The following is a 20,667-nucleotide window of genomic DNA, read 5'->3' as shown; positions in this document are numbered from 1 at the left end:
CGGTCCTCAGGCCGATTAGCGAATTGGGGCCGGTTGGTCCAGCGGCAATCAGTCTTTGCGTCGGAAGGTCAGATAATGCGGGGTACGCCCCTCGCGTAGGGCTTTTTGTTCGTAGCGGGTGGAAATCCAGTCATCCCAAGGCTCGCGCCAGTCGGCGGGGCGCTCGGCCAGCCACTCGAAACCGGCACGCGGTACCTCGTCAAGAGTCTGGCGCACATAGTCGGGGATATCGGTGGCAACACGAAATATCGACCCCGGTTTCAATGCACGCGCCAGAGGCTCCAGATGTTCAGGGGTCACGAACCTGCGCCGATGATGACGTGTTTTCGGCCACGGATCAGGGTAGAGCAGAAAGGCGCGCGAGATGCTGGCCTCGGGCAGCACATCAAACAAATCCCGCGCATCGCCAGGGTGCACGGCAAGGTTTTCGGCACCAGCCTGACGAATTTTGCCCAACAACATTGCGACACCATTGATGTAAGGCTCTGCTCCGATAATGCCGATACCGGGATTGTTTTGCGCCTGATGCACCAAATGCTCGCCACCGCCAAATCCGACTTCGAGCCAGACAGGCTTGCCACCGAACAGGCCCTCTAGGTCCAAAGCGGTGCGTTCTGGGTTGGTTTCCCAATCTACCGCACCTGGAGACAGGGCGGCCAGATCTTCTGACAGATAAGTCTTTTGGCTGGGCTTCAAGGTCTTGCCTTTGAAGCGGCCATAAAAGTTCCTGCGGGGGCGCTGTGGGGTCTGGTTGCTCATGCCCGTGCCCATACTGCTGACTCGTGCCTGAGGCAAGGGTGGAGGTTGGGGGCTGGCCCCCACACCTCCGGCGTATTTTTTGAATAGGTGAACGGCGCTCAGACAGCCTGCTTAAGAGCGTCGGCCAAATCGGTACGCTCCCAGCTGAATCCGCCATCTGCATCGGGTTCGCGTCCGAAATGGCCATAGGCTGCAGTACGCTGATATATCGGCTTGTTCAGTTGCAGATGCTCGCGAATGCCGCGTGGTGTCAGGTCCATGACTTGACCGACAGCCTTCTCGATAACCGCGTCAGCGATCAGGCCTGTCCCGTGTGTGTCGGCATAGATCGACAGAGGTTTGGAGACGCCAATCGCATAGCTCAACTGAATGGTGCAGCGTTCCGCCATTCCTGCCGCTACCACGTTCTTGGCCAGGTAGCGTGCGGCATACGCAGCCGAGCGGTCCACCTTGGTCGGGTCCTTGCCAGAGAACGCACCGCCCCCGTGCGGAGCAGCACCACCATAGGTGTCCACGATGATCTTGCGCCCGGTCAGACCCGCGTCGCCATCGGGGCCGCCGATCACGAACTTGCCGGTGGGATTCACATGCCACTCGGTCTCGGCGGTCAGCCAGCCATCGGGCAGGGTTTCGCGAATATAGGGTTCGACAATCTGGCGGATATCATCCGAGGTCAGCGCCTCATCCAGATGCTGAGTGGACAGCACGATTGAGCTGACACCAACTGGATTGCCATCCCGGTAGATGACCGACAGCTGCGATTTCGCGTCCGGACCCAGCGCGGGCTCGGTACCGTTCTTGCGAACTTCGGCCAGACGCCGAAGGATTGCATGCGAATATTGGATCGGAGCCGGCATCAGCGCCGGGGTCTCAGTCGTGGCGTACCCGAACATGATACCCTGATCGCCTGCGCCCTCGTCTTTGTTGTCAGCGGCGTCGACGCCCTGCGCAATATGAGCCGACTGTTCGTGCAGCAGGTTGGTCACCTCGACAGTTTCGTGGTGAAACTTGTCCTGCTCGTATCCGATATCTTTGATGCAGGCGCGCGCAATATCATCGATATGCGCCATGTAATCGTGGAGCTTGTCCTGATCCGACAGTCCCACTTCGCCACCGATGACCACACGGTCCGTTGTAGCGAAAGTTTCGCACGCAACGCGGGCTTCGGGCTCTTCACGCAGGAAGGCGTCTAGCACCGCATCGGAAATACGATCGCAGACCTTATCAGGGTGTCCTTCGGACACGGACTCCGAAGTAAAAGTGTAATTCTGTCGGGACATAAATGTGCTCCACTAAGATTTTCCCATCACGTCAGGAAGCCGTTGTGAAGGGCAATTGACCGAATACGCGCGCAGTCAGGTAGGGTCAATCGGTATTTGACCGTTGAACCTACGGGTATGACGCCAGAGCAACGCCCAAGCTGCTAATAGAAGGAAAAACACCGGTTTGTCCCCAATCCGGGAATATATCGTCGCGGCTTGGGGCTGCGGCAATTCGGCGTCGATAAACCCGGCCTGCCCAAGCGCCAACGCGTCAGTAATTCGCCCCAAAGGGTCAATCATCGCAGAAACACCGGTATTGGCCGAGCGCAACATCGGCAGACCCTGCTCGATAGCGCGCATCTGTGCCTGTGCAAGATGCTGATACGGACCGGAGCGAGTCCCGAACCACGCATCGTTAGTGATCTGCAACAGAAAATCTGCCCGGCCCGGCGCGGACAGAACATCTTGTGTGAATACGGCCTCATAACAGATCAGCGGCAGAGCTTTCCCAAGCCCTCCTGCATCCATCAGGGCAGCGCCCGGCCCAGCGCTGAAACCACTTCCCGTGGTTGCCGCCATTCCGTGAATTCCAAACCGCGCCATCAATTCACCAAAGGGCACATATTCTCCGAATGGGGCCAGGTGGTGTTTGTCATAGAGCCCTGCCTGTTGACCATCTCCATTCAAATAGATCATCGAGTTATAGATCTGCCGTCCGGCAGCACGCTGAATACCTAGAAAAACAGGCGTACCCTGCGCCGCTTCACCAATTGCTGAAAGATAGGGCTGCGCACTGCCAAGCCACGCCGGAACCGAAGTTTCTGGCCAGACAATCAGATCTGGCCTGGGCTCGGCTACCGTGAATTCAAGTTGGCGGGCAAAAAACAGGGGTGCATATTCCGGGTCCCACTTTTGGTGCTGTGGAGCATTAGGCTGTATCAGCCGCACGATACGGCCGGTGTATTCAACCGACGGCCGGTTCGCGGCGTAAGCCAGAGCCAATACAGCGCACCCCGCAGGCACAAAGATTGGCATCCCCAGACCGCGTGGAGTCCGATCACTGGCGATGGCTGCACCGAGTGGCAAAGTCGCAATCAGCGTCAGCGCGCCCAAGCCATAAGGTCCTATCAGCGACAGGAGCTGAGAAAAAGGCGTATCCACCCAGATCTGGGCAATACCCGCCCAAGGAAACCCTGTTAGTATGTAACCCCGCGCAAACTCGGCCAGAGAGAGCGTCAAAGCCAGTAGCATACCCTGCACGATCGGCGATCCACCGATGCGTTTTGCAACTCCAAAGGCCAGCGCCCAGAACAATGCCAACCCGCCTGACAAGAAGATCAGTGCAAAGGGTGCCATCCAGGCATGGCGTTCTGCGTCAACCAAGAATGGTTCGATGATCCAGTTTAGCGCATTGGCAAAATACCCGGTGGCGAACACCCACCCCAGCAAAGCCGCGCGGCGGGATGTTTCAGAGTTCAAGTACAATGGAGTAAGCAGGATCAGCGCCACCAATGCCGCTGGCCAAAAATCCAACGGGGCAAGCCCACAAGCAGCCAAGATTCCCAAGGATGCCGCTAGCAGCAACCGCAACCAATAGGGCCACCCCTGGGCAGGATTCATGCAGCGATATCCGGCAACATGACGCGCAACCGCTTTATGCGGCGTGGGTCTGCGTCAAGAACTTCGAATTCAGGCCCTTCGGGGTGGCATACCACCTCACCACGCGCCGGGACGCGCCCGGATAGCATGAAGACCAAACCGCCCAAAGTGTCGATCTCTTCTTCGTCCACATCTTCGTGGCTGGTCAATGAACGACCAATTTCGGCTTCGAAATCTTCAAGCGGAACCCGAGCTTGAACCACGTAGTAGCCGGGTTTTTCTTGTATCCAAAGCTGATCTTCATCGGCGTCATGTTCGTCGGCAATTTCGCCCACAACCTGTTCGATTAGGTCTTCGATGGTCAGCAGGCCGTCGACACCACCGTATTCGTCAATGACCAGCGCCATATGACGACGTTCAGTTTGCATCTTGGTTAAAAGTACACCAATCGGCATCGAGGGCGGAACGAACAGCAAGGTCCTTAGCATTGACGTCAAATCAAACTCGGACGAGTTGCCATTAAATCCATGGGTCAGCGCGAAATCCTTGAGGTGGACAAAGCCCAGTGGCGTGTCGAGCGTTCCCTCGTACACAGGGATTCGCGACAATCCACTATCGCGAAAAATTTGCGCCAACTCGTCCTTGGGTGTTGTCGAGGGAACCGAGATAATCTCAGCCGTGGGTATCGCGACATCTTCGACCCGCATTCTGCGCAGGTTGATCATACCCCTCGGTTGTGAATCCGTGACCTTAGCCCCGTTCACCTGACTGGCTTCATCGCCCGGAGGTGAAAATGCGTCGAAAATCCGGGATAAAAGCCCGCCTTTTTCATCGCTATCCGTGTTGCTGTTCTGTGAATGCGCGCCTTGCGCTGCCCTAGAACTGCCGTCTGTATCGCCCATTATCCTGTTCCAAATGATCGGGCAAAGCTGCCCCTGTCATACATTATATGGGTTATCTATACCCAGTTTGCCAAGTATTTCGATCTCAACCCGTTCCATCAAAGTGGCGTCGAGGTCACGAATGTGATCGTATCCTAACAAATGTAACGTGCCGTGAATTATCAAGTGAGTCACATGATCTTCTATTGATTTACCCGCTGCGATGGCCTCACGCGCGCAGGTGTCATATGAAATCGCAATGTCTCCCAATGCGATTTCCCCAGTGAAATCGGGCTCGGGCAACATTGGTATGCCCCCAGGCTGATCAGGGGACAAATCTTCGGCAGGCCAGCTTAGAACATTTGTCGGCTTCAGTTTTTCCCGGAATTCGGCATTCAGAACTGCGATCCGTTCATCGTTACAACCCAACAAGCTGATTTCGCAGAGGTCCGATTTGAGACCGCAATAATCAAGAACTTCAATGAGTGCACGTTGCGCCAGCGGCTCCAATTCCCGCCAGCGCTCGTCTTCGATCGTTACATCCAGATTCATACCGGCTCTCCAAGGCTCCAAAACCCATCGGAACCTTGGGTTTCACCCCGTTTCGCGGCCCGTGTCGGCCTCATACGCCTCAATAATGGCGGCGACAAGCGGGTGGCGCACGACATCTTTCGACGTGAAATAATTAAAACTGATATTCGGGATCGTCTTCAGCAGTCTTTCCGCATCCGCCAAACCCGATTGCACACCGCGCGGCAAATCGACCTGTGACCGGTCTCCGGTGATCACCATGCGGCTGCCTTCGCCAAGTCTGGTCAGGAACATTTTCATTTGCATGGTGGTGGCATTTTGCGCCTCGTCCAGCACGACAAAGGCATTCGCCAGCGTCCGCCCACGCATAAACGCCAGAGGCGCGATTTCGATCCGCTTTTCTTCGATCAGCTTAGCCAGCTGCTTGCCCGGGAGGAAATCATTCAGCGCATCATAAAGCGGCTGCATGTAGGGATCGACTTTATCCTTCATGTCACCGGGCAGGTAACCCAGCTTTTCGCCGGCCTCTACCGCTGGACGGCTGAGAATGATCCGGTCCACATGGCCTCCGATGAACATCGACACACCCACAGCAACAGCCAGATAAGTTTTACCCGTACCTGCAGGGCCGATTCCAAAGGCCAGCTCATTGTTGAAGAGCGACTGAACATATGCCTTCTGGGCGTCTGTCCGCGGCTCAACCAGCTTCTTACGGGTTTTGATTTCGACCGTTCCGCCTTTGAACATCTCAAGCTGGTCACCATCCCGCGTGCCGGTTCCGGCCTCGGAATTGCCCATGCGCAACTCTCGGTCGACATCTGCTGCTTCGACATCTCGCCCACCTTCAAGCCGAGTGTAGAGCGCCTGCAGCACTTCAATCGCCTGTTTTTGCGATTCTTCATCACCCAGCACGACCAACTGATTTCCACGCCGCAGGATCTGCACCGAAAGCTTTTGTTCGATATCGGTCAGGTTACGGTCATATTCGCCGCACAAATCGATTAGTAGTCTGTTGTCTGGGAACTCAACAAGCGCCTCACGCTGGGGCATATCTTCTTGCGGTGGGGTCAGGGCACCGATGGCCAATCCGTTCTCCTGTCTTGGCGTTTCACCCCGAGCGTAGACAACATCGTGAGGTGGACGCAAGGCGCAGTTTCGTTTTTTGCAAACGGGATGACAAATGCGCCGATCAACGGCGTTGTTGCGCATAAAATATCAGTTTTTGCGAATGGTTCAGAATGTATAATTCAATCCGATCCGCAATCCGCGGTAGCTTGGCGTCGATTTGGTGCTGAAAGAAGGGCCCAGTTCCACGGTTTTTGATTCGAACTGCAGATATTCGAGCTCACCAGTGATCGACCAATCGTCATTCAGTTTATGCTCGGCACCCAGGCTGGCAGAAAAACCCTGACGTCGATCAACGTCTTCAAAGCGGGTAGTCCCACCCACTTCGGTCACAGAAGCCGACGTTGTGATATCACCACGCACATAGCCCACTGTAACGAAGTAAAGGACACTCTTGCTGCGGTTTGTAAGTCCATTTCGAAGGCGGATCGAGAATACATCGGAAATTGCAGATCTGCCGCTGACGGGTGTTCCGCGGATCTGTCCCGACGTGCTGCCGTCCAGGGTGCCAAAGTCGTAGCCGACTTCCAGACCATAGACATAGTCGCGCCCGCCTCTCGCAGGCAAAATCCCGCGCCAACCCCCGCGAAACCCGGCAAAGTTGCCGTCAGTACTGACCTCTCCGATCCCGAAAACTGAGCCGCCATTGACCTGCAAGCCAAACTCATCGGAACCACCCGTTGCACGACTGGCGCTCACCCCCAGATAAAACGCCCGGATATCGTTGGCATATCGTTCGGACGAAATCACGTCAGGTTCAGTGACTTCCCCGGTCACATCCCCAGCCAAAGTCGGAGCAGCGCAAGATAACATCAATAAGAGGGCCGTCAAAACGCGGGACATCTTCGATTTTGGAAAACATATCCAACTCACTACTCGCACCCTCCGCCATCATGGCTTGCCTCTTCGGGTCAACAGTTTCGTAGGCCGCAAAACCCACACCCGAGAAATCTGGCCTCTCTCGGAGCATAGTTCCAAGTCATAAATCAAGGGTTAAATTTGGTCGGAAGGAACCCTTGCAGCATACGTATATTGGATTAAATCAAATCGCCGCCTAGCGAGTTCGCGCCAGAGGATTTGATCCTTACCTTACGTAAATCTCCACGTGCCAAATCTGCATCCGAAACGTGAACCGCGTGAAGATACTCAGATTTTCCAACCATCTGGCCCGGTTGACGCCCAGATTTTTCAAACAGGACACTGACTGTTTTGCCAACCATGGAATCCTGAATCACTCGCTGATGACGTGTAATCAAGGCTTGTAACCGTTGCAGACGCTCGTCTGCCACTTCGGCATCGACCTGTGGCCGTTCTGCCGCAGGCGTACCGGGGCGGGTAGAATACTTGAATGAATACGCGTAGCCGTATTTGACCTCTTCCACCAAATCCAGAGTAGCCTGAAAATCCTCATCTGTCTCTTCGGGGAAGCCTACGATGAAATCGCCGGACATTAGAATATCGGGCCGGGCTTCGCGGATGCGTTCGATTAGCCGCAGATAGCTTTCAGCCGTGTGACTGCGGTTCATGCGTTTCAGGATTTTGTCCGATCCCGACTGCACCGGCAGGTGCAGATAAGGCATCAGTTTTTCGCAGGTCCCATGCGCCTCGATCAGCGCATCGTCCATGTCGTTCGGGTGCGAGGTGGTAAAGCGGATGCGCTCCAGCCCATCGACCTTGTTCAACTCCCAGATCAGACCGGCAAGGGTCATGTCCCCATTCGGCCCAGCCCCGTGATAGGCATTTACGTTCTGCCCCAGCAACGTGATCTCGCGCACGCCGCGTTCGACCAGATCCTGCGCCTCACGAATAATGCGGTCTGCAGGCCTGCTGACCTCGGCCCCGCGGGTATAGGGCACCACGCAGAATGCACAGAATTTATCACAGCCTTCCTGCACGGTCAGAAAAGCAGTCGGGCCACGCTTCGCTTTGGGACGGTTCTTGAGCTTTTCGAATTTGTCTTCTTCGGGGAAATCGGTATCCAGCGCCTTTTCACCCGCGCGCGTCTTCGCCTCCATCTCAGGCAGGCGGTGATAGCTTTGCGGACCCACCACCAGATCGACCAGAGGCTGACGGCGCATAATCTCTTCGCCCTCGGCTTGGGCTACGCAGCCAGCGACACCAATCTTCAAATCCGGCTTGTCTGCTTTCAGACCCTTGAACCGGCCCAGTTCGGAATAGACTTTCTCAGCTGCCTTTTCACGGATGTGGCAAGTATTGAGAAGGATCATATCCGCATCATCGGCCGACTTGGTCTCGACATACCCCTGCCCGCCCAGCGCTTCGGCCATGCGTTCACTGTCATAGACGTTCATCTGACAGCCATAGGTCTTGATAAACAGCTTTTTCGGTTCAGACATGGGTTGGCCTTTGCAGTCGCTGGGTCGGCGTCGTCTATACGGATCGAACGCCGCTTGCAATGCTGGCGCAATTACCCGAATTTGGCGGGAATTTCCAGCGAGGCGGAAACAAAGCCAACGATGCAATACGATTCCCTTGATCACCTTCTTAAATCCGGCGGTGAGGCCCTGAACAAGGGCCCTATAGCGCTGATCTTCGCCGAAGATGAAGTCGAATTGGAAAGCACGCTGCATCACCACCTAAAACTGGGGTTCAAATCGGTGATCGCGTTCCTGCCACAGGAATTTGCGATCGACGATGATCTGAGCGAGAGGGTCTACCGGGTTGTGATGACATGCGCGCCCAGAACAGTCGTTTTTGACGCCGTAAACCGGATCATCCAAGCCACGCAAGGCGTCTGGATATACTACTGCTACAACGCGGAATACCTGTTCTATCCGTTCTGCGAGACCCGCTCGGTTGGCGAATTGCTCGCCTTCCATTCAGAAGAGCGGCGTCAGGCGATGTTGACCCATGTGATCGATCTGTATGCGAACGATCTGACGGCCTTTCCCAACGGCGTGGCCCCTGATCAAGCAATGCTGGACAAGACCGGATACTACGCCCACACGCGGCATGATGCATCTGGCAAGCCGCTAGAGCGGCAGCTGGATATGTCCGGTGGCCTCCGCTGGCGGTTCGAAGATCATATCCCCTATGAACGGCGCCGCATCGATCGGATTTCGCTGTTTAAAGCAAAATCCGATCTGAAGCTTCTGCCGGATCACACGTTCAACGAGGCGGAATACAACACCTACGCATGCCCGTGGCACAACAACCTGACCGCCGCGATCTGCTCCTTCCGTGCGGCCAAGGCGTTGAAGACGAACGCCGGGTCGACGTTCGATATCTCTGACTTCTGCTGGAACCATTCAACTCCGTTCGAGTGGGATTCGCGCCAGTTGCTGGATCTGGGCCTGATTGAATCGGGCCAGTGGTTCTAGATCCTAACGCTGCAACAGAACCGGAAACCAGTCCTGGCGCAGCCGTTGCCCCGGCACCATGTCATGCCCCGGAAATGGCGGCGAAGTCCGCCCCGGACGTTCAACATAACGCGCGTCATCACCAACCAACCGCAGCGAGAAGGCCCTGCGCCGACTGTCAGAAGTATTGCCTCGGGCCCCGTGTAGCGTGCGATAATTGAAGGCCACGGCGTCACCGGGCTCCATTTCAAACTCCACAATCTTCATACCCTCGGCATCCGGGTCCGGGATCGGCATGTATTGCCCCTCATCAGGAAAGAACCCTTCTTCCGAGACCCAGCGAGTAGGCAGCACTTCTTTTTCCCAGCGGTGCGATCCGGCGACGCAACGCAAGGTCGCTTGTTTCACCGGGTCCAACGGTGACCAGAAGCTTATATTTTGTTGGCCATCGACAAAATAGTAGGGCCCATCCTGATGCCACGGAGTCGCCATTGAGGTCCCGGGCTCCTTCACCAGTACATGGTCGTGGAACATCTGCACGGATTGCGATTGCATGAGGTCGGCTGCAACTTCGGCAGCAGGGGATGTTTCGATCACTTCACGAAACTGCGGGATACGAGACCAGTTGCAATAGTCGTCAAAAAAACGGCCAGTCTCACCGTCTTTCTTGTTCTCTGACGCATAGGGACCCGGTTCATCCATATTTGCCGCAACCCCGGCCCGCAGGGTTTCAATGTGATCGGCGAACAGGCCTTTGACCAACACAACACCGTCCGTATGGAAGTCGTCAATCATGGCTTGGGAAACAAGAGGGTGAGTCATCGCGGTCTCCTTGGATTTGTCGCCCGATCTGCGCATGAATGAGCCCTCTGTTCAAATCATATCTTTCGATTTAGGTATTAACCTAATGTTATACCTTACACTCCGCCAATACGAATATGTCTGCGCCATTGGTCGACATGGCAGCCTGTCTGCGGCAGCACAGCACCTGAACGTCTCGCAACCCGCCTTGTCCAATGCGCTGACCCGGGTCGAATCACATTTGGGATATCCACTCTTTGCCCGAAGGCGGGGTGCCGCGATGGCATTAACCCCGCAAGGCCGCAAATTTATCGAAGAAGCCGAAGCCGTGTTGAACCGAGCAGCCCTATTAGAACAGTCAAAACAGCCGCTAACCAGCGAGAACCGATTGCGCCTGGGATGCTTCGTCGATTTGGCCCCCTTTCTTCTGGCCCAGTCTCTGCACCGTCTGCGAGAGTCCTTGCCCGATGTCGTCCTGACACACGGGGTTGAAACGTTCGAAGGTCTGATTTCCGGCCTGATCGATGGCAGATATGATTTTGCGCTTACGTATGATCTGGGCATGGACGCCGGTTTTTTGTGCAAGAAGCTGTTCGACAGCACGCCACATGCACTGCTTTCACCCGATCATACACTGGCGAGGGCCGAGCAGGTGACCCTAACCGAGCTCGCGGCACATCCGTTGATTCTGTCCAAAGAGGGTCTGTCCGCGCAGCATGTGCTCGCGCTCTTCAGACGCAAAGGTCTGAATCCCACAATCTCGCACCGGGCGGAATCACTCGAGCTTTCGCGTAGTCTGGCTGCTCATGGGGAAGGTATCGGGATAAGTTATACCAGCCCTAAAAGCGGCTTCAGCTATGATCAGGTCCGCCTGGTAAGCCTGCCGATCATCGATCCGGACGCAACCGAATCCGTCGTTTTGGCGCGGCATGGCACGGGGCCTACTGATCCACTGATCACGCAGGCCGAACATGCATTGGTTACGCTGTTACGAAAGGATTAGCGGTTATTTCTTCCGCAAGCGGATCACCACATCGACCGATGCGATTTCGACGCCTTCAGGCGCTTCCGGCAATTGCTGAATCACCAATTGGTCTGACGGCGCATCGCTCAGGCGGCTTTCGTCTTCCCAATAGAAATGCGGATGGTCGTGCGTATTGGTGTCGAAATAGCTTTTGGATCCGTCCACAGTGATTTCCTGCAGAACCCCGGCATCGCAGAACGCGCGTAATGTGTTGTATACGGTCGCCAGCGAAACCGCGTCACCTTTGGCTTTTGCGGATTCAAACAGGCTTTCTGCGGTCACATGACGATGCAACCCGTCACCCACAAGCAATTCGGCCAAAGCAACCCTTTGGCGCGTGGGGCGCAAACCTGCGTCAACCAACCAATTTGCAGCGATGTCACGGCTCTGAGGTGTCATGAATCCGATACCTGTGTTTTGCTGCCCTTAATATAAGTGCGCCCGACCTGCAATTTCAAATGAAATTCATTCGCAAGAAGTATACGTGTCACGGCATGATATGGCGTGCTGGTCTTGCAGGACCTTGCAAACGGGTGCTAGACGAGACCAGATATAACGAACAGACCCAGGCAGGAGAGGCGGCAGAATGGCCCAATTCCCAAGCAGTTTTGACAAGGACGATCTGCTGAAATGCGCCCGCGGCGAGCTTTTTGGCCCTGGCAACGCGCAGTTGCCCGCCCCGCCGATGCTGATGATGGACCGGATCACCGATATCTCGGGCGATGGTGGTGCGCATGGCAAAGGCCATGTACTGGCCGAATTTGATATTAAACCCGACCTTTGGTTCTTTGACTGCCATTTCCCCGGCAACCCGATCATGCCCGGCTGTCTGGGCTTGGACGGTCTGTGGCAACTGACCGGCTTCAACCTCGGTTGGCGCGGCTGGCAAGGCCGTGGCATGGCCGTTGGCGTCGGCGAGGTCAAGCTTACCGGGATGGTACGCCCGGACCGGAAGATGCTGACCTATAAAATTGATTTCAAAAAAGCGATACAAACGCGCCGTCTGACAATGGGTGTGGCAGATGGCATCGTCGAAGCCGATGGCGAATTGATATACGACGTCAAGGACATGAAGGTCGTTCTGTCAGACGCCTGAGCCTGACCGGCCGAAACAAGGAGTACGCACATGCGTCGAGTAGTCGTCACCGGTTTGGGGGTTGTGTCCTCGATCGGGAACAACGCTGAAGAGGTGCTTGCCTCGCTGAAAGCAGGCAAATCTGGCATTGAGGCCAACGAACAGATGGTCGAACATGGCTTTCGCAGCCAGATCGCCGGATCGCTGAAAATCGACGTGGCTGATCACGTGGACAAGCGCACGCTGCGGTTCATGGGACCGGGCGCAGCTTATGCCCATATCGCGATGAGCCAGGCCATCGCTGATGCCGGGCTGACCGAAGATCAGGTCGTCAATCCGCGCACCGGTCTGGTCGCGGGTTCGGGCGGGCCTTCGACCAGCGCGATGCTGACCGCACACCAAACCGTGCTGAAAACCGGCGCGACCAAACGGATCGGCCCGTTTGCAGTGCCTAAATGCATGTGCTCGACGATTTCAGCGAACCTTGCGACGGCGTTCAAGATCAAGGGCATCAACTATTCGATTACCTCTGCCTGCTCGACGTCGCTGCACTGCATCGGCAACGCGGCTGAACAGATCATGCTGGGCAAGCAGGACGTGATGTTCGCAGGTGGCGGCGAAGAACTGGACTGGACCCTGTCCTGCCTGTTCGACGCGATGGGTGCGATGTCGTCCAAATATAACGACACGCCCGACAAAGCCTCGCGCGCATTCGATCAGAACCGCGACGGGTTCGTAATTTCCGGTGGTGGCGGCATCGTAGTTCTTGAGGAGCTCGAACATGCGCTGGCCCGTGGCGCCAAGATTTATGCCGAAGTCACGGGTTATGCCGCGACATCTGATGGGCACGACATGGTAGCACCCTCTGGCGAAGGCGGCGAACGCGCGATGCGTCTGGCGCTGTCGACCGTGCCCGAAGGCCGCAAGGTCGGCTATATCAACGCCCACGGCACCTCGACCCCGGTTGGCGATGTAGGCGAAGTCGAAGCCGTACGCCGTATCTTTGGCGAAGGCAGCGTACCTCCGATTTCATCAACCAAATCGATGACCGGCCACGCGCAGGGCGCGGCTGGCGCGCTTGAGGCGATCTTCTGCCTGTTGATGCTGGAACATGATTTCATTACTCCGTCGATCAATGTCGACACACTTGCCGAAGGCATCCTGCCCGGTGAAATTGCAACTCAAGTAGTTGAAAACGCAGGCCTGGACAGCGTGATGACCAACAGCTTCGGCTTTGGCGGCACCAACGGATCCATGGTTCTGTCGAAGTATAACGGGTGAACAAGATGTCGGATATTCTCAAGGGTAAACGCGGCCTGATCATGGGCGTGGCAAATGACCGCTCGATTGCATGGGGCATCGCCAAAGCCATGCACGAGGCGGGCGCTGAACTGGCTTTCACCTATCAGGGCGAGGCGTTCGGCAAGCGGCTGGAACCTCTGGCCCAGAGCCTTGGCAGCGACTTCATGGTCGATGCGGATGTCACCGATGACGCATCACTAGACCGCGCATTTGGCGAGTTGGGAAAGCGCTGGCAGACCATCGATTTTGTCGTCCACGCTATCGCCTATTCGGACAAGAACGAACTGACGGGCCGTTTCCTGAACACCACACGCGCAAACTTCAAGCATTCAATGGATGTGTCGGCCTATTCGTTTATCGAGGTCGCGCGCCGCGCCTATCCCCTGATGAAGGACAATGGCGGCACGCTTCTGACCCTGACCTATCAGGGCTCGAACAAGGTGGTGCCGAATTACAACGTCATGGGCGTAGCCAAAGCGGCGCTGGAATCTGCGACCCGTTATCTGGCAAACGATCTAGGCCCCGACGGCATCCGCGTCAACGCCATCTCACCCGGCCCTATGAAGACGCTCGCCGGTGCCGCCATCGGCGGAGCGCGCAAGACCTACAAGTTCTGCGACCAGAACGCCCCCATGCGTTCGAACGCCACGCTTGAAGCGGTTGGCGGCACTGCCGTTTATCTGGCTTCAGATGCGGGAAGCTACACCTCGGGTGAGATCATCCGCGTCGATGGCGGGTATCATATTCTGGGTATGCCTCAGCCCGAGGCCATGTGACCATATCTTTCCCTGCGGGTGCCAAGATTTGACCATCTTTGCCCCGCAGGGATTACGATATGAGCAAACTTGAACAAATCCTTGCGAGTAACGCGCGCTCGCCAGCGTTGAAACGCAAGTCAGGAAGCGGGCGTGCACGTCTGTTCCTGCTAATACTCACATCGCTGCTGATTGCCTTTGTGTTTCTGACCCAACCGCCCGTACGCGATGCGGTTGAGCCTATGTTGTCACATATCCCCGGCCTTTGATCTGAACGGGATCAGTTGATCGAAACTATTTCGATATCAAATACCAGATCCTGCCCCGCCAATGGATGATTTGCATCCAGGGTCACCGTCGCCTCATCTACTTCGACAACAGTCACTGGCAGCGCCTGACCGTCAGGTGTTTGCATCTGCAATTGCGTGCCGGGTTCCAGCGGAATGTCATCCGGGATGCCTTCACGCGGTATTTGTTGCCGCATACCCGGATTGATCGGACCATAGGCTTCGACGCAATCAATCTCGACACGCTTTTTCTCGCCAATCTCCATCCCCGGCAGGGCAGCATCCAGACCGGGGATGATCTGCCCGGAACCAACCGCAAACTCAAGCGGATCGCGCCCCTCGGAGCTGTCGAAGACTTTGCCGTCCAACAGAGTTCCGGTGTAGTGGATGCGAACGGTGTCGCCATCTTTTATTGCGGTCATGGTGGCCTCCGGCCTGAAAGGAATGAACGGCGCAGCCTAGAGGCTGACACGGCATTGTAAACCCTGCCCTCTTTAACCCCGGAACCGGTTGTGTTTACCTGCGCCCGATCAGGGGAGGATCGGATGGCTATCACCACATGTGTATTCGACGCGTATGGCACTCTGTTTGACGTGGCTGCTGCTGCCCGGCAGGCCGCAGCGGAACCGGGGTTCGAGGCGCTGGCGGATAAATGGCCCGAATTGGCCAATCACTGGCGTCTGAAGCAACTGCAATACACTTGGCTGCGTGCTGTCGCTGATGCGCATTGTGACTTTTGGGACGTCACGCAAGATGGGCTGGATTGGGCGTTGGAAGCGGTTGGCCTGCAAGGGGATAACACCCTTCGGCAGCGCCTGCTGGATTTGTATTGGGAGTTGCAGGCCTTTCCCGAAGTCCCCGAGATGCTGAAGGCGCTGAAAGCAGGCGGAATGCAGACGGCCATCCTGTCCAACGGTTCACCTCCTATGTTGGATGGTGCGGTTCAATCTGCTGGGATCGGAGATGTGCTTGATGGCGTGTTGTCGGTTGAAAGCGTCGGGGTCTTCAAACCCCACGCCAGCGTCTATGACCTCGTGCAAAACCGGTTTGGCTGCGCGCGTGACGAAGTGCTGTTCGTCAGTTCAAACGGCTGGGATGCCGCTGGGGCAAGCGGTTATGGATTTGTTACCGCTTGGGTGAATCGCGCAGGGGAACCGATGGACCGCCTGCCCTGGAAACCTGCCCATGTGCTGTCTGACCTGACAACGATCCCGCAATTGGCGGGGCTTTGATGGCGTATTTCACCACTTCGGACGGCAGGCGCCTCTATTACGAAGAGACAGGTACAGGTCAGCCACTGCTTTGCCTGGCGGGTTTGACCCGAAATTGCCGAGACTTTTCATTTCTTGCACCGCATGTGGCGGATCTTCGAATGATTTCGATGGATTATCGCGGGCGCGGAAAATCCGATTTTGATGCGGACTACATGAACTACAACATTCTGCGCGAGGGGCAGGATGCTGTTGAATTGCTGGATCACCTGGGCTTGGGCAAGGTAACGCTGTTGGGCACCTCGCGCGGGGGCCTGATTGCCATGGCGCTGGCCACCAGCCATCCTGACCGTCTGGCAGGTGTTATCCTAAACGACGTTGGTCCGGTGATCGAACTCGGTGGTATTGCCAAGATCTTGGACTATGTCGGCAACCGCCCAACTTCAAAGACCTACGACGATGCGGCACACGCCCTTGGGGTCATTATGGAACCGCAATTCCCAGGTGTCTCTTTGGACATCTGGAGACAGCAGGTTGAGAACCAGTACATCCAGACCGACACCGGTCTGGACCTGCGCTATGACCCTGCCCTGAGAAACGCGCTGATCGAACAGGCGGCAAACACGCCCGCTCCTGACCTTTGGCCTATGTTCGACGCGTTGCACGATATCCCAACTGGCGTTATCCGGGGTGCGAATTCCGACCTGCTGAGCACTGCCACAGTACAAGAAATGCACGCGCGCCACCCTAAACTGATCTCAACGGAAGTGCCGGACCGTGGTCACGTTCCGTTCCTGAACGAACTGCAATCCCTCGACCTTATCCACCAAATATTGGATGCCACATGAGCAACATTGACATGATCGAAGCCGCATCCGACAGGCTGAAGGGGCACGTGCGCGAGACCCCGCTTCTGTCATCTCCTTTTCTGGATGAAATCGCGGGTCGCCGCGTATTGGTAAAACCCGAATGCCTGCAACACACCGGTAGTTTCAAGTTTCGCGGCGCGTGGTCCGCAATCTCTGCGCTGGATGACGCGGTGCGCAACCGCGGCGTGATCGCCTATTCCTCGGGCAATCACGCGCAGGGCGTTGCCTATGCAGCAGCTCAACACGGGATATCTTCAGTCATCGTCATGCCGTCGGATGCGCCGAAGCTGAAGATTGAAAACACCCGCGCGCTGGAGGGTGAAGTGGTCCTCTACGACCGTGCAACCGAAAGCCGTGAAGACATCGGTGAAGCGTTGGCTACTGAGCGCGGTTTGACGCTGATCCGACCCTATGATGAGCCGCAAGTGATTGCAGGGCAAGGTACGACGGGATTGGAGTTGGCGCGTCAGGCGCTCGAGCTTGACGTGACCGAAGGCGATGTCCTCGTATGTTGCGGCGGAGGTGGGTTGACCTCTGGCGTTGCACTGGCTCTGGAACATCATGCACCCGGCCTACGCGCGCGCCCATGTGAGCCCGAGGGGTTTGACGATGTTAAACGCTCTCTGCAGGTTGGCGCTATCCAGAGCAACAATGCCTCATCCGGCAACATCTGCGACGCAATCCTGACACCGCAACCGGGGCGAATTACCTTTCCGATTCTTCAACGGCTTTGCGGCCCCGGACTTGCAGTATCTGAACAAGAGGCACTGCACGCCGTGGCCCTCGCCTTTTTGCGCCTCAAGATAGTGTTGGAGCCAGGTGGAGCGGTGTCTTTGGCGTCAGCGCTGTTTCGGAAAGATCAAATTGAGGGGGATACCGTGATCGTCGTGGCCTCGGGCGGGAATGTAGATCCACAGATATTTGAACAAGCGTTGGAATTCCTTACCTGACAATCGGAAGCGATCGGTGCAAAATCTGATCGAGTTTGTTTTATTAGGCACCCTGAGCAGACGGGGACCGATTACATGCGTATCGCTAACCTGAAAGACGTAAGTCTACACTATCGAATTGACGGAGATGTCGACGGAGCCCCCATTGTATTTGCCAATTCACTGGGTACCGACATGCGCCTTTGGGACCCGATTATACCTTTTCTACCCAAAGGGTTACGGATCATCAGATTCGATAAACGCGGACACGGATTATCGTCCCAACCGGCCGCCCCATACTCAATGGGGAGCTTGATACGAGATGCTGAACAACTGCTGGATCATCTCGAGGTAAAAGACTGCGTGTTTGTCGGCCTGTCCATCGGCGGTATGATTGCGCAGGGATTGGCGGTAAAGCGCATGGACCAGATCCGCGCACTGGTGCTGTCGAATACCGCTGCCAAGATTGGGACGCCTAAGATCTGGCAAGATCGTATGGCAGCCGTTCGCGCCGGTGGGATCGAAGCTCTTGCTGACGCCACAATGGAGCGTTGGTTCTCGAAACACTTCCAGTCCGGCCCTGAGATGCCCTTGTGGCGAAACATGATGGTTCGGCAACCAGTTGAGGGCTATCTGGGGTGTTGTGCCGCAATTTCGGGCACAGATTTCTATACGCCCACCAGCGGCCTGCGGCTGCCCACATTGGGAATTGCCGGCAGCGAGGACGGTTCGACTCCGCCCGATCTGGTACATGAAACGGTTGATCTGATACCTGGCTCGCGCTTTGCACTGATCCGACGGGCGGGTCATCTGCCATGTGTCGAGCGCCCGCAGGAATATGCCGAATTGCTTGGCAATTTCCTGATCGAGATCGGCCATATCTGAGGGAGAAAGAGTTGGCGGACTTCTTACTAGTCCACGGGTCATGCCACGGTGCCTGGTGCTGGCGTGACCTGATTCCGGAATTGACCACATTCGGGCATTCTGCCCGCGCTATCGATATGCCAAGCCATGGTTCGGACCCAACTCCAATTCAGGATGTGACCCTCGATTCGTGCCGGGATTCAATTTTGAAAGCCTCAACACCACAATCGATCATCGTGGCACACTCCTGGGGTGGTTATCCCGTCAGCGCCGCTGCCGAGGCTGATCCGGACGCCATGCGGGGTGTAATTTATCTCAGCGCATATGTCCCGCAATCCGGGCTTTCCATGATTGAAATGCGTAAACGCGCGCCTCGCCAGCTGATAGGTGATGCCGTCGAAAAATCTTCTGATGGTCTATCGTATACGGTTGTGCCGGATCGGGTTCATGATCTGTTTTATCATGACTGCCCGCATGAGGTTGTGGCCTACGCGTTTGGTCGCTTATGCCCCCAAGCTATCGCGCCGCAAGCGACACCATTAGATACAGGCAAAAACTTCGCCAGCGTCCCAAAAGGATACATCCGAACGACTGATGACCGTACAGTGCCGACCGAGTATCAAGCCGAAATGGCTGGATGCGCAGACGCCGGTATGTGCCTGACCATCGACAGTTCTCATTCACCGTTCTTCTCGCACCCTGAGCATCTGGCCGGATTGATGCACCAGATCTCGGAACGAATGTGACCGGGGCCCGATGACAAGCGATCGCAATCACCGCGAAGGCGGGGTGTAAAACTGGCCCAGCTATTCGTTCGGCTCTTGCGGAATGCGAGGCGGAAAGATTGATAACAGCCTGCTGCATTTATGAACGCGCGCGCCGCATTGGCATAACAACGACATATACGTGACGGAAACCACCTTGCAGGTTAGACCAGGACGGGCCACCGTGAGCTCAAACGGGAACGGGGAAAAACATGCAATCCATCAAAGCAGCCGTGTGCCGGGCGTTCGGCGAACCGCTAATCATCGAAGACATTCTGATCGCCCCACCTGGAATGGGTGAGGTAGAAGTTACGCTGGAGGCCGTGGCAATCTGCCATTCGGATATCTCATTCGCCAGCGGGGCATGGGGCGGTCACCTACCTGCCGTTTACGGGCATGAGGCCGCTGGGACAATCTCGGCAGTCGGAGACGGTGCAGGCGATTTTAATGTTGGTGACCCGGTGGTCGTGACACTGATCCGTGCGTGCGGGTCATGCCCCTCTTGCGCTGGGGGAAAACCCACAATTTGCGAAACGCCATATGACACGATCAAAGGACCGCTACGAACCGCAGACGGGGGCGCATTGGAACAAGCGATGGCTTGCGGTGCATTTGCCGAGAAAGTCGTGGTTAGCCATCGTCAGATCGTCAGAATTCCCGAAACACTACCAAAGGATCTCGCCAGCCTGCTCTCGTGTGGCGTGATCACCGGGGTCGGTGCCGCCGTAAACGCCGCTGAATTGCGCCCCGGGCAGGATGTTGTGGTGATTGGTGCCGGTGGGGTTGGCCTAAATGCGATTCAAGGCGCACGTATCGCCGGCGCGCGCCGTATCGTTGCTGTCGACATGACCGAAGAAAAGCTTGAGATCGCTAAAGAGTTCGGAGCGACGCATGGTGTTCTGGGCAACCTCAGGGAGCCGTGGAAAGCCGCGTATAAAGCGCTTGGCGGGCGTGGAGCAGACGCGGTTCTGATTACCGTTGGCGCAATCCCAGCCTATGACCAGGCCCCGCGCTATCTGGGCCGCGGTGGCAAAGCGATCATGATCGGGATGCCGCATTCTGGTGACATGTCCAGCTATGAACCCGTTGTTTTGGCAGCGCTTGGGCAAGGCATGGTTGGGTCAAAAATGGGAGACGTCGTGATCCAGCGCGATATTCCATGGATGATTGATCTTTATGAACAGGGGCGGCTGAAACTGGACGAATTGATCTCGGGTCGCTGGTCCCTTTCACAGATCAACGAAGCCATCGAGGATACCAAGACCGGTGCTGCTAAGCGCAATGTGATCATGTTCGACCGCGACTGAAC

Annotated in this window: 23 protein-coding genes and 1 riboswitch; of the genes, 12 read left to right on the top strand and 11 right to left on the bottom strand. The window is 56.3% G+C overall.

The window, feature by feature from the left end; translation table 11 throughout:
- Positions 1–48: 48 nt before the first annotated feature.
- From trmB to miaB, 8 genes are all read right to left on the bottom strand, one after another.
- Complete coding sequence (gene trmB / locus ACR3EJ_RS08125; protein WP_170545628.1) at positions 49–759, bottom strand: tRNA (guanine(46)-N(7))-methyltransferase TrmB; 711 nt, start codon at positions 757–759, stop codon at positions 49–51.
- 98 nt (positions 760–857) lie between these two features.
- On the bottom strand, positions 858–2,039 hold the full coding sequence (metK, locus tag ACR3EJ_RS08120; RefSeq protein WP_170545631.1) for a methionine adenosyltransferase: 1,182 nt from the start codon (positions 2,037–2,039) through the stop codon (positions 858–860).
- A gap of 5 nt (positions 2,040–2,044) precedes the next feature.
- A riboswitch (SAM-SAH riboswitch) is annotated at positions 2,045–2,093 on the bottom strand.
- A 21-nt stretch (positions 2,094–2,114) separates the two neighbouring features.
- Complete coding sequence (lnt, locus tag ACR3EJ_RS08115; RefSeq protein ID WP_170545634.1) at positions 2,115–3,641, bottom strand: apolipoprotein N-acyltransferase; 1,527 nt, start codon at positions 3,639–3,641, stop codon at positions 2,115–2,117.
- Positions 3,638–4,522, bottom strand: a complete 885-nt coding sequence (locus ACR3EJ_RS08110; protein ID WP_170545637.1) for a hemolysin family protein — start codon at positions 4,520–4,522, stop codon at positions 3,638–3,640. Before ACR3EJ_RS08110 ends, lnt begins: the two co-directional genes overlap by 4 nt.
- 36 nt (positions 4,523–4,558) lie before the next feature.
- Complete coding sequence (gene ybeY / locus ACR3EJ_RS08105; RefSeq protein ID WP_170477555.1) at positions 4,559–5,053, bottom strand: rRNA maturation RNase YbeY; 495 nt, start codon at positions 5,051–5,053, stop codon at positions 4,559–4,561.
- Between the two features lie 42 nt (positions 5,054–5,095).
- On the bottom strand, positions 5,096–6,118 hold the full coding sequence (locus ACR3EJ_RS08100; RefSeq protein ID WP_170545639.1) for a PhoH family protein: 1,023 nt from the start codon (positions 6,116–6,118) through the stop codon (positions 5,096–5,098).
- 147 nt (positions 6,119–6,265) lie between these two features.
- Entirely contained in the window at positions 6,266–6,970 is a 705-nt protein-coding gene (locus ACR3EJ_RS08095; RefSeq protein ID WP_480423330.1) for an outer membrane protein, read from the bottom strand.
- 224 nt (positions 6,971–7,194) lie between these two features.
- Positions 7,195–8,514, bottom strand: coding sequence for a tRNA (N6-isopentenyl adenosine(37)-C2)-methylthiotransferase MiaB (miaB, locus tag ACR3EJ_RS08090; protein ID WP_170545645.1), 1,320 nt, complete (start codon positions 8,512–8,514; stop codon positions 7,195–7,197).
- Between the two features lie 120 nt (positions 8,515–8,634).
- Between miaB and ACR3EJ_RS08085 the strand changes: the two genes are divergently transcribed.
- The gene (locus tag ACR3EJ_RS08085) at positions 8,635–9,498 is read left to right on the top strand and encodes a hypothetical protein (protein WP_170545648.1); all 864 of its coding nucleotides are present in this window, start codon (positions 8,635–8,637) and stop codon (positions 9,496–9,498) included.
- 3 nt (positions 9,499–9,501) lie between these two features.
- On the opposite strand, the gene ACR3EJ_RS08080 is transcribed toward ACR3EJ_RS08085, so the two are convergent.
- Complete coding sequence (locus tag ACR3EJ_RS08080) at positions 9,502–10,299, bottom strand: phytanoyl-CoA dioxygenase family protein (RefSeq protein ID WP_170545651.1); 798 nt, start codon at positions 10,297–10,299, stop codon at positions 9,502–9,504.
- Between the two features lie 85 nt (positions 10,300–10,384).
- Here ACR3EJ_RS08080 and ACR3EJ_RS08075 point away from each other — a divergent pair, with 85 nt between their 5' ends.
- Positions 10,385–11,281 carry a LysR family transcriptional regulator gene (locus tag ACR3EJ_RS08075; RefSeq protein WP_170545654.1) on the top strand — a complete coding sequence of 299 codons (897 nt, stop codon included), beginning with the start codon at positions 10,385–10,387 and terminating at the stop codon, positions 11,279–11,281.
- Between the two features lie 3 nt (positions 11,282–11,284).
- Here ACR3EJ_RS08075 and irrA read toward each other — a convergent pair whose 3' ends face one another.
- Positions 11,285–11,701 carry an iron response transcriptional regulator IrrA gene (irrA, locus tag ACR3EJ_RS08070; protein WP_170477572.1) on the bottom strand — a complete coding sequence of 139 codons (417 nt, stop codon included), beginning with the start codon at positions 11,699–11,701 and terminating at the stop codon, positions 11,285–11,287.
- 187 nt (positions 11,702–11,888) lie between these two features.
- On the opposite strand from irrA, the gene fabA reads away from it, so the two are divergent.
- Genes fabA through ACR3EJ_RS08050 form a run of 4 tightly spaced genes read left to right on the top strand, consistent with a single transcriptional unit; the run spans position 11,889 to position 14,703 of the window.
- A complete protein-coding gene (fabA, locus tag ACR3EJ_RS08065; protein ID WP_170477575.1) occupies positions 11,889–12,398 on the top strand; it encodes a bifunctional 3-hydroxydecanoyl-ACP dehydratase/trans-2-decenoyl-ACP isomerase in 510 nt (169 codons plus the stop codon).
- Positions 12,399–12,428: 30 nt separating this feature from the next.
- Positions 12,429–13,658, top strand: coding sequence for a beta-ketoacyl-ACP synthase I (gene fabB / locus ACR3EJ_RS08060; protein ID WP_170545657.1), 1,230 nt, complete (start codon positions 12,429–12,431; stop codon positions 13,656–13,658).
- A 5-nt stretch (positions 13,659–13,663) separates the two neighbouring features.
- Positions 13,664–14,455, top strand: a complete 792-nt coding sequence (locus ACR3EJ_RS08055; protein ID WP_170477581.1) for an enoyl-ACP reductase FabI — start codon at positions 13,664–13,666, stop codon at positions 14,453–14,455.
- Positions 14,456–14,514: 59 nt separating this feature from the next.
- Positions 14,515–14,703 (top strand): hypothetical protein, encoded by a 189-nt coding sequence (locus ACR3EJ_RS08050; protein WP_170477585.1) that lies wholly within the window; start codon positions 14,515–14,517, stop codon positions 14,701–14,703.
- An 11-nt stretch (positions 14,704–14,714) separates the two neighbouring features.
- On the opposite strand, the gene ACR3EJ_RS08045 is transcribed toward ACR3EJ_RS08050, so the two are convergent.
- On the bottom strand, positions 14,715–15,143 hold the full coding sequence (locus ACR3EJ_RS08045) for an FKBP-type peptidyl-prolyl cis-trans isomerase (RefSeq protein WP_170477588.1): 429 nt from the start codon (positions 15,141–15,143) through the stop codon (positions 14,715–14,717).
- Between the two features lie 123 nt (positions 15,144–15,266).
- On the opposite strand from ACR3EJ_RS08045, the gene ACR3EJ_RS08040 reads away from it, so the two are divergent.
- From ACR3EJ_RS08040 to ACR3EJ_RS08015, 6 genes are all read left to right on the top strand, one after another.
- Entirely contained in the window at positions 15,267–15,953 is a 687-nt protein-coding gene (locus ACR3EJ_RS08040; protein ID WP_170545659.1) for a haloacid dehalogenase type II, read from the top strand.
- Positions 15,953–16,780, top strand: a complete 828-nt coding sequence (locus ACR3EJ_RS08035; RefSeq protein ID WP_170545662.1) for an alpha/beta fold hydrolase — start codon at positions 15,953–15,955, stop codon at positions 16,778–16,780. The genes ACR3EJ_RS08040 and ACR3EJ_RS08035 overlap by 1 nt, the downstream gene beginning before the upstream one ends.
- A complete protein-coding gene (locus tag ACR3EJ_RS08030; RefSeq protein ID WP_170545664.1) occupies positions 16,777–17,751 on the top strand; it encodes a threonine/serine dehydratase family protein in 975 nt (324 codons plus the stop codon). Before ACR3EJ_RS08035 ends, ACR3EJ_RS08030 begins: the two co-directional genes overlap by 4 nt.
- A 75-nt stretch (positions 17,752–17,826) precedes the next feature.
- Entirely contained in the window at positions 17,827–18,615 is a 789-nt protein-coding gene (gene pcaD / locus ACR3EJ_RS08025; protein WP_170545667.1) for a 3-oxoadipate enol-lactonase, read from the top strand.
- Between the two features lie 11 nt (positions 18,616–18,626).
- Positions 18,627–19,340 (top strand): alpha/beta fold hydrolase, encoded by a 714-nt coding sequence (locus ACR3EJ_RS08020; protein WP_170545670.1) that lies wholly within the window; start codon positions 18,627–18,629, stop codon positions 19,338–19,340.
- 230 nt (positions 19,341–19,570) lie between these two features.
- Positions 19,571–20,665 (top strand): Zn-dependent alcohol dehydrogenase, encoded by a 1,095-nt coding sequence (locus ACR3EJ_RS08015; RefSeq protein WP_170545672.1) that lies wholly within the window; start codon positions 19,571–19,573, stop codon positions 20,663–20,665.
- Positions 20,666–20,667: the final 2 nt, after the last annotated feature.

Source organism: Ruegeria sp. AB11, from assembly GCF_056536325.1.
Note: the sequence above shows the minus strand (reverse complement) of the source record. Positions and strands in the feature narration are given on the sequence as shown.

Excerpts from the sequence above, each read along its gene's own strand:
- ACR3EJ_RS08075 (WP_170545654.1), top strand. The coding sequence starts at position 10,385 with ATGTTATACCTTACACTCCGCCAATACGAATATGTCTGCGCCATTGGT.
- trmB (WP_170545628.1), bottom strand. The coding sequence starts at position 759 with ATGAGCAACCAGACCCCACAGCGCCCCCGCAGGAACTTTTATGGCCGC.
- lnt (WP_170545634.1), bottom strand. The coding sequence starts at position 3,641 with ATGAATCCTGCCCAGGGGTGGCCCTATTGGTTGCGGTTGCTGCTAGCG.
- irrA (WP_170477572.1), bottom strand. The coding sequence starts at position 11,701 with ATGACACCTCAGAGCCGTGACATCGCTGCAAATTGGTTGGTTGACGCA.
- ACR3EJ_RS08045 (WP_170477588.1), bottom strand. The coding sequence starts at position 15,143 with ATGACCGCAATAAAAGATGGCGACACCGTTCGCATCCACTACACCGGA.
- metK (WP_170545631.1), bottom strand. The coding sequence starts at position 2,039 with ATGTCCCGACAGAATTACACTTTTACTTCGGAGTCCGTGTCCGAAGGA.
- ACR3EJ_RS08055 (WP_170477581.1), top strand. The coding sequence starts at position 13,664 with ATGTCGGATATTCTCAAGGGTAAACGCGGCCTGATCATGGGCGTGGCA.
- ACR3EJ_RS08015 (WP_170545672.1), top strand. The coding sequence starts at position 19,571 with ATGCAATCCATCAAAGCAGCCGTGTGCCGGGCGTTCGGCGAACCGCTA.
- fabB (WP_170545657.1), top strand. The coding sequence starts at position 12,429 with ATGCGTCGAGTAGTCGTCACCGGTTTGGGGGTTGTGTCCTCGATCGGG.
- ybeY (WP_170477555.1), bottom strand. The coding sequence starts at position 5,053 with ATGAATCTGGATGTAACGATCGAAGACGAGCGCTGGCGGGAATTGGAG.
- ACR3EJ_RS08110 (WP_170545637.1), bottom strand. The coding sequence starts at position 4,522 with ATGGGCGATACAGACGGCAGTTCTAGGGCAGCGCAAGGCGCGCATTCA.
- ACR3EJ_RS08030 (WP_170545664.1), top strand. The coding sequence starts at position 16,777 with ATGAGCAACATTGACATGATCGAAGCCGCATCCGACAGGCTGAAGGGG.
- ACR3EJ_RS08040 (WP_170545659.1), top strand. The coding sequence starts at position 15,267 with ATGGCTATCACCACATGTGTATTCGACGCGTATGGCACTCTGTTTGAC.
- fabA (WP_170477575.1), top strand. The coding sequence starts at position 11,889 with ATGGCCCAATTCCCAAGCAGTTTTGACAAGGACGATCTGCTGAAATGC.
- ACR3EJ_RS08050 (WP_170477585.1), top strand. The coding sequence starts at position 14,515 with ATGAGCAAACTTGAACAAATCCTTGCGAGTAACGCGCGCTCGCCAGCG.
- ACR3EJ_RS08085 (WP_170545648.1), top strand. The coding sequence starts at position 8,635 with ATGCAATACGATTCCCTTGATCACCTTCTTAAATCCGGCGGTGAGGCC.
- ACR3EJ_RS08080 (WP_170545651.1), bottom strand. The coding sequence starts at position 10,299 with ATGACTCACCCTCTTGTTTCCCAAGCCATGATTGACGACTTCCATACG.
- ACR3EJ_RS08095 (WP_480423330.1), bottom strand. The coding sequence starts at position 6,970 with ATGTTATCTTGCGCTGCTCCGACTTTGGCTGGGGATGTGACCGGGGAA.
- miaB (WP_170545645.1), bottom strand. The coding sequence starts at position 8,514 with ATGTCTGAACCGAAAAAGCTGTTTATCAAGACCTATGGCTGTCAGATG.
- pcaD (WP_170545667.1), top strand. The coding sequence starts at position 17,827 with ATGCGTATCGCTAACCTGAAAGACGTAAGTCTACACTATCGAATTGAC.
- ACR3EJ_RS08035 (WP_170545662.1), top strand. The coding sequence starts at position 15,953 with ATGGCGTATTTCACCACTTCGGACGGCAGGCGCCTCTATTACGAAGAG.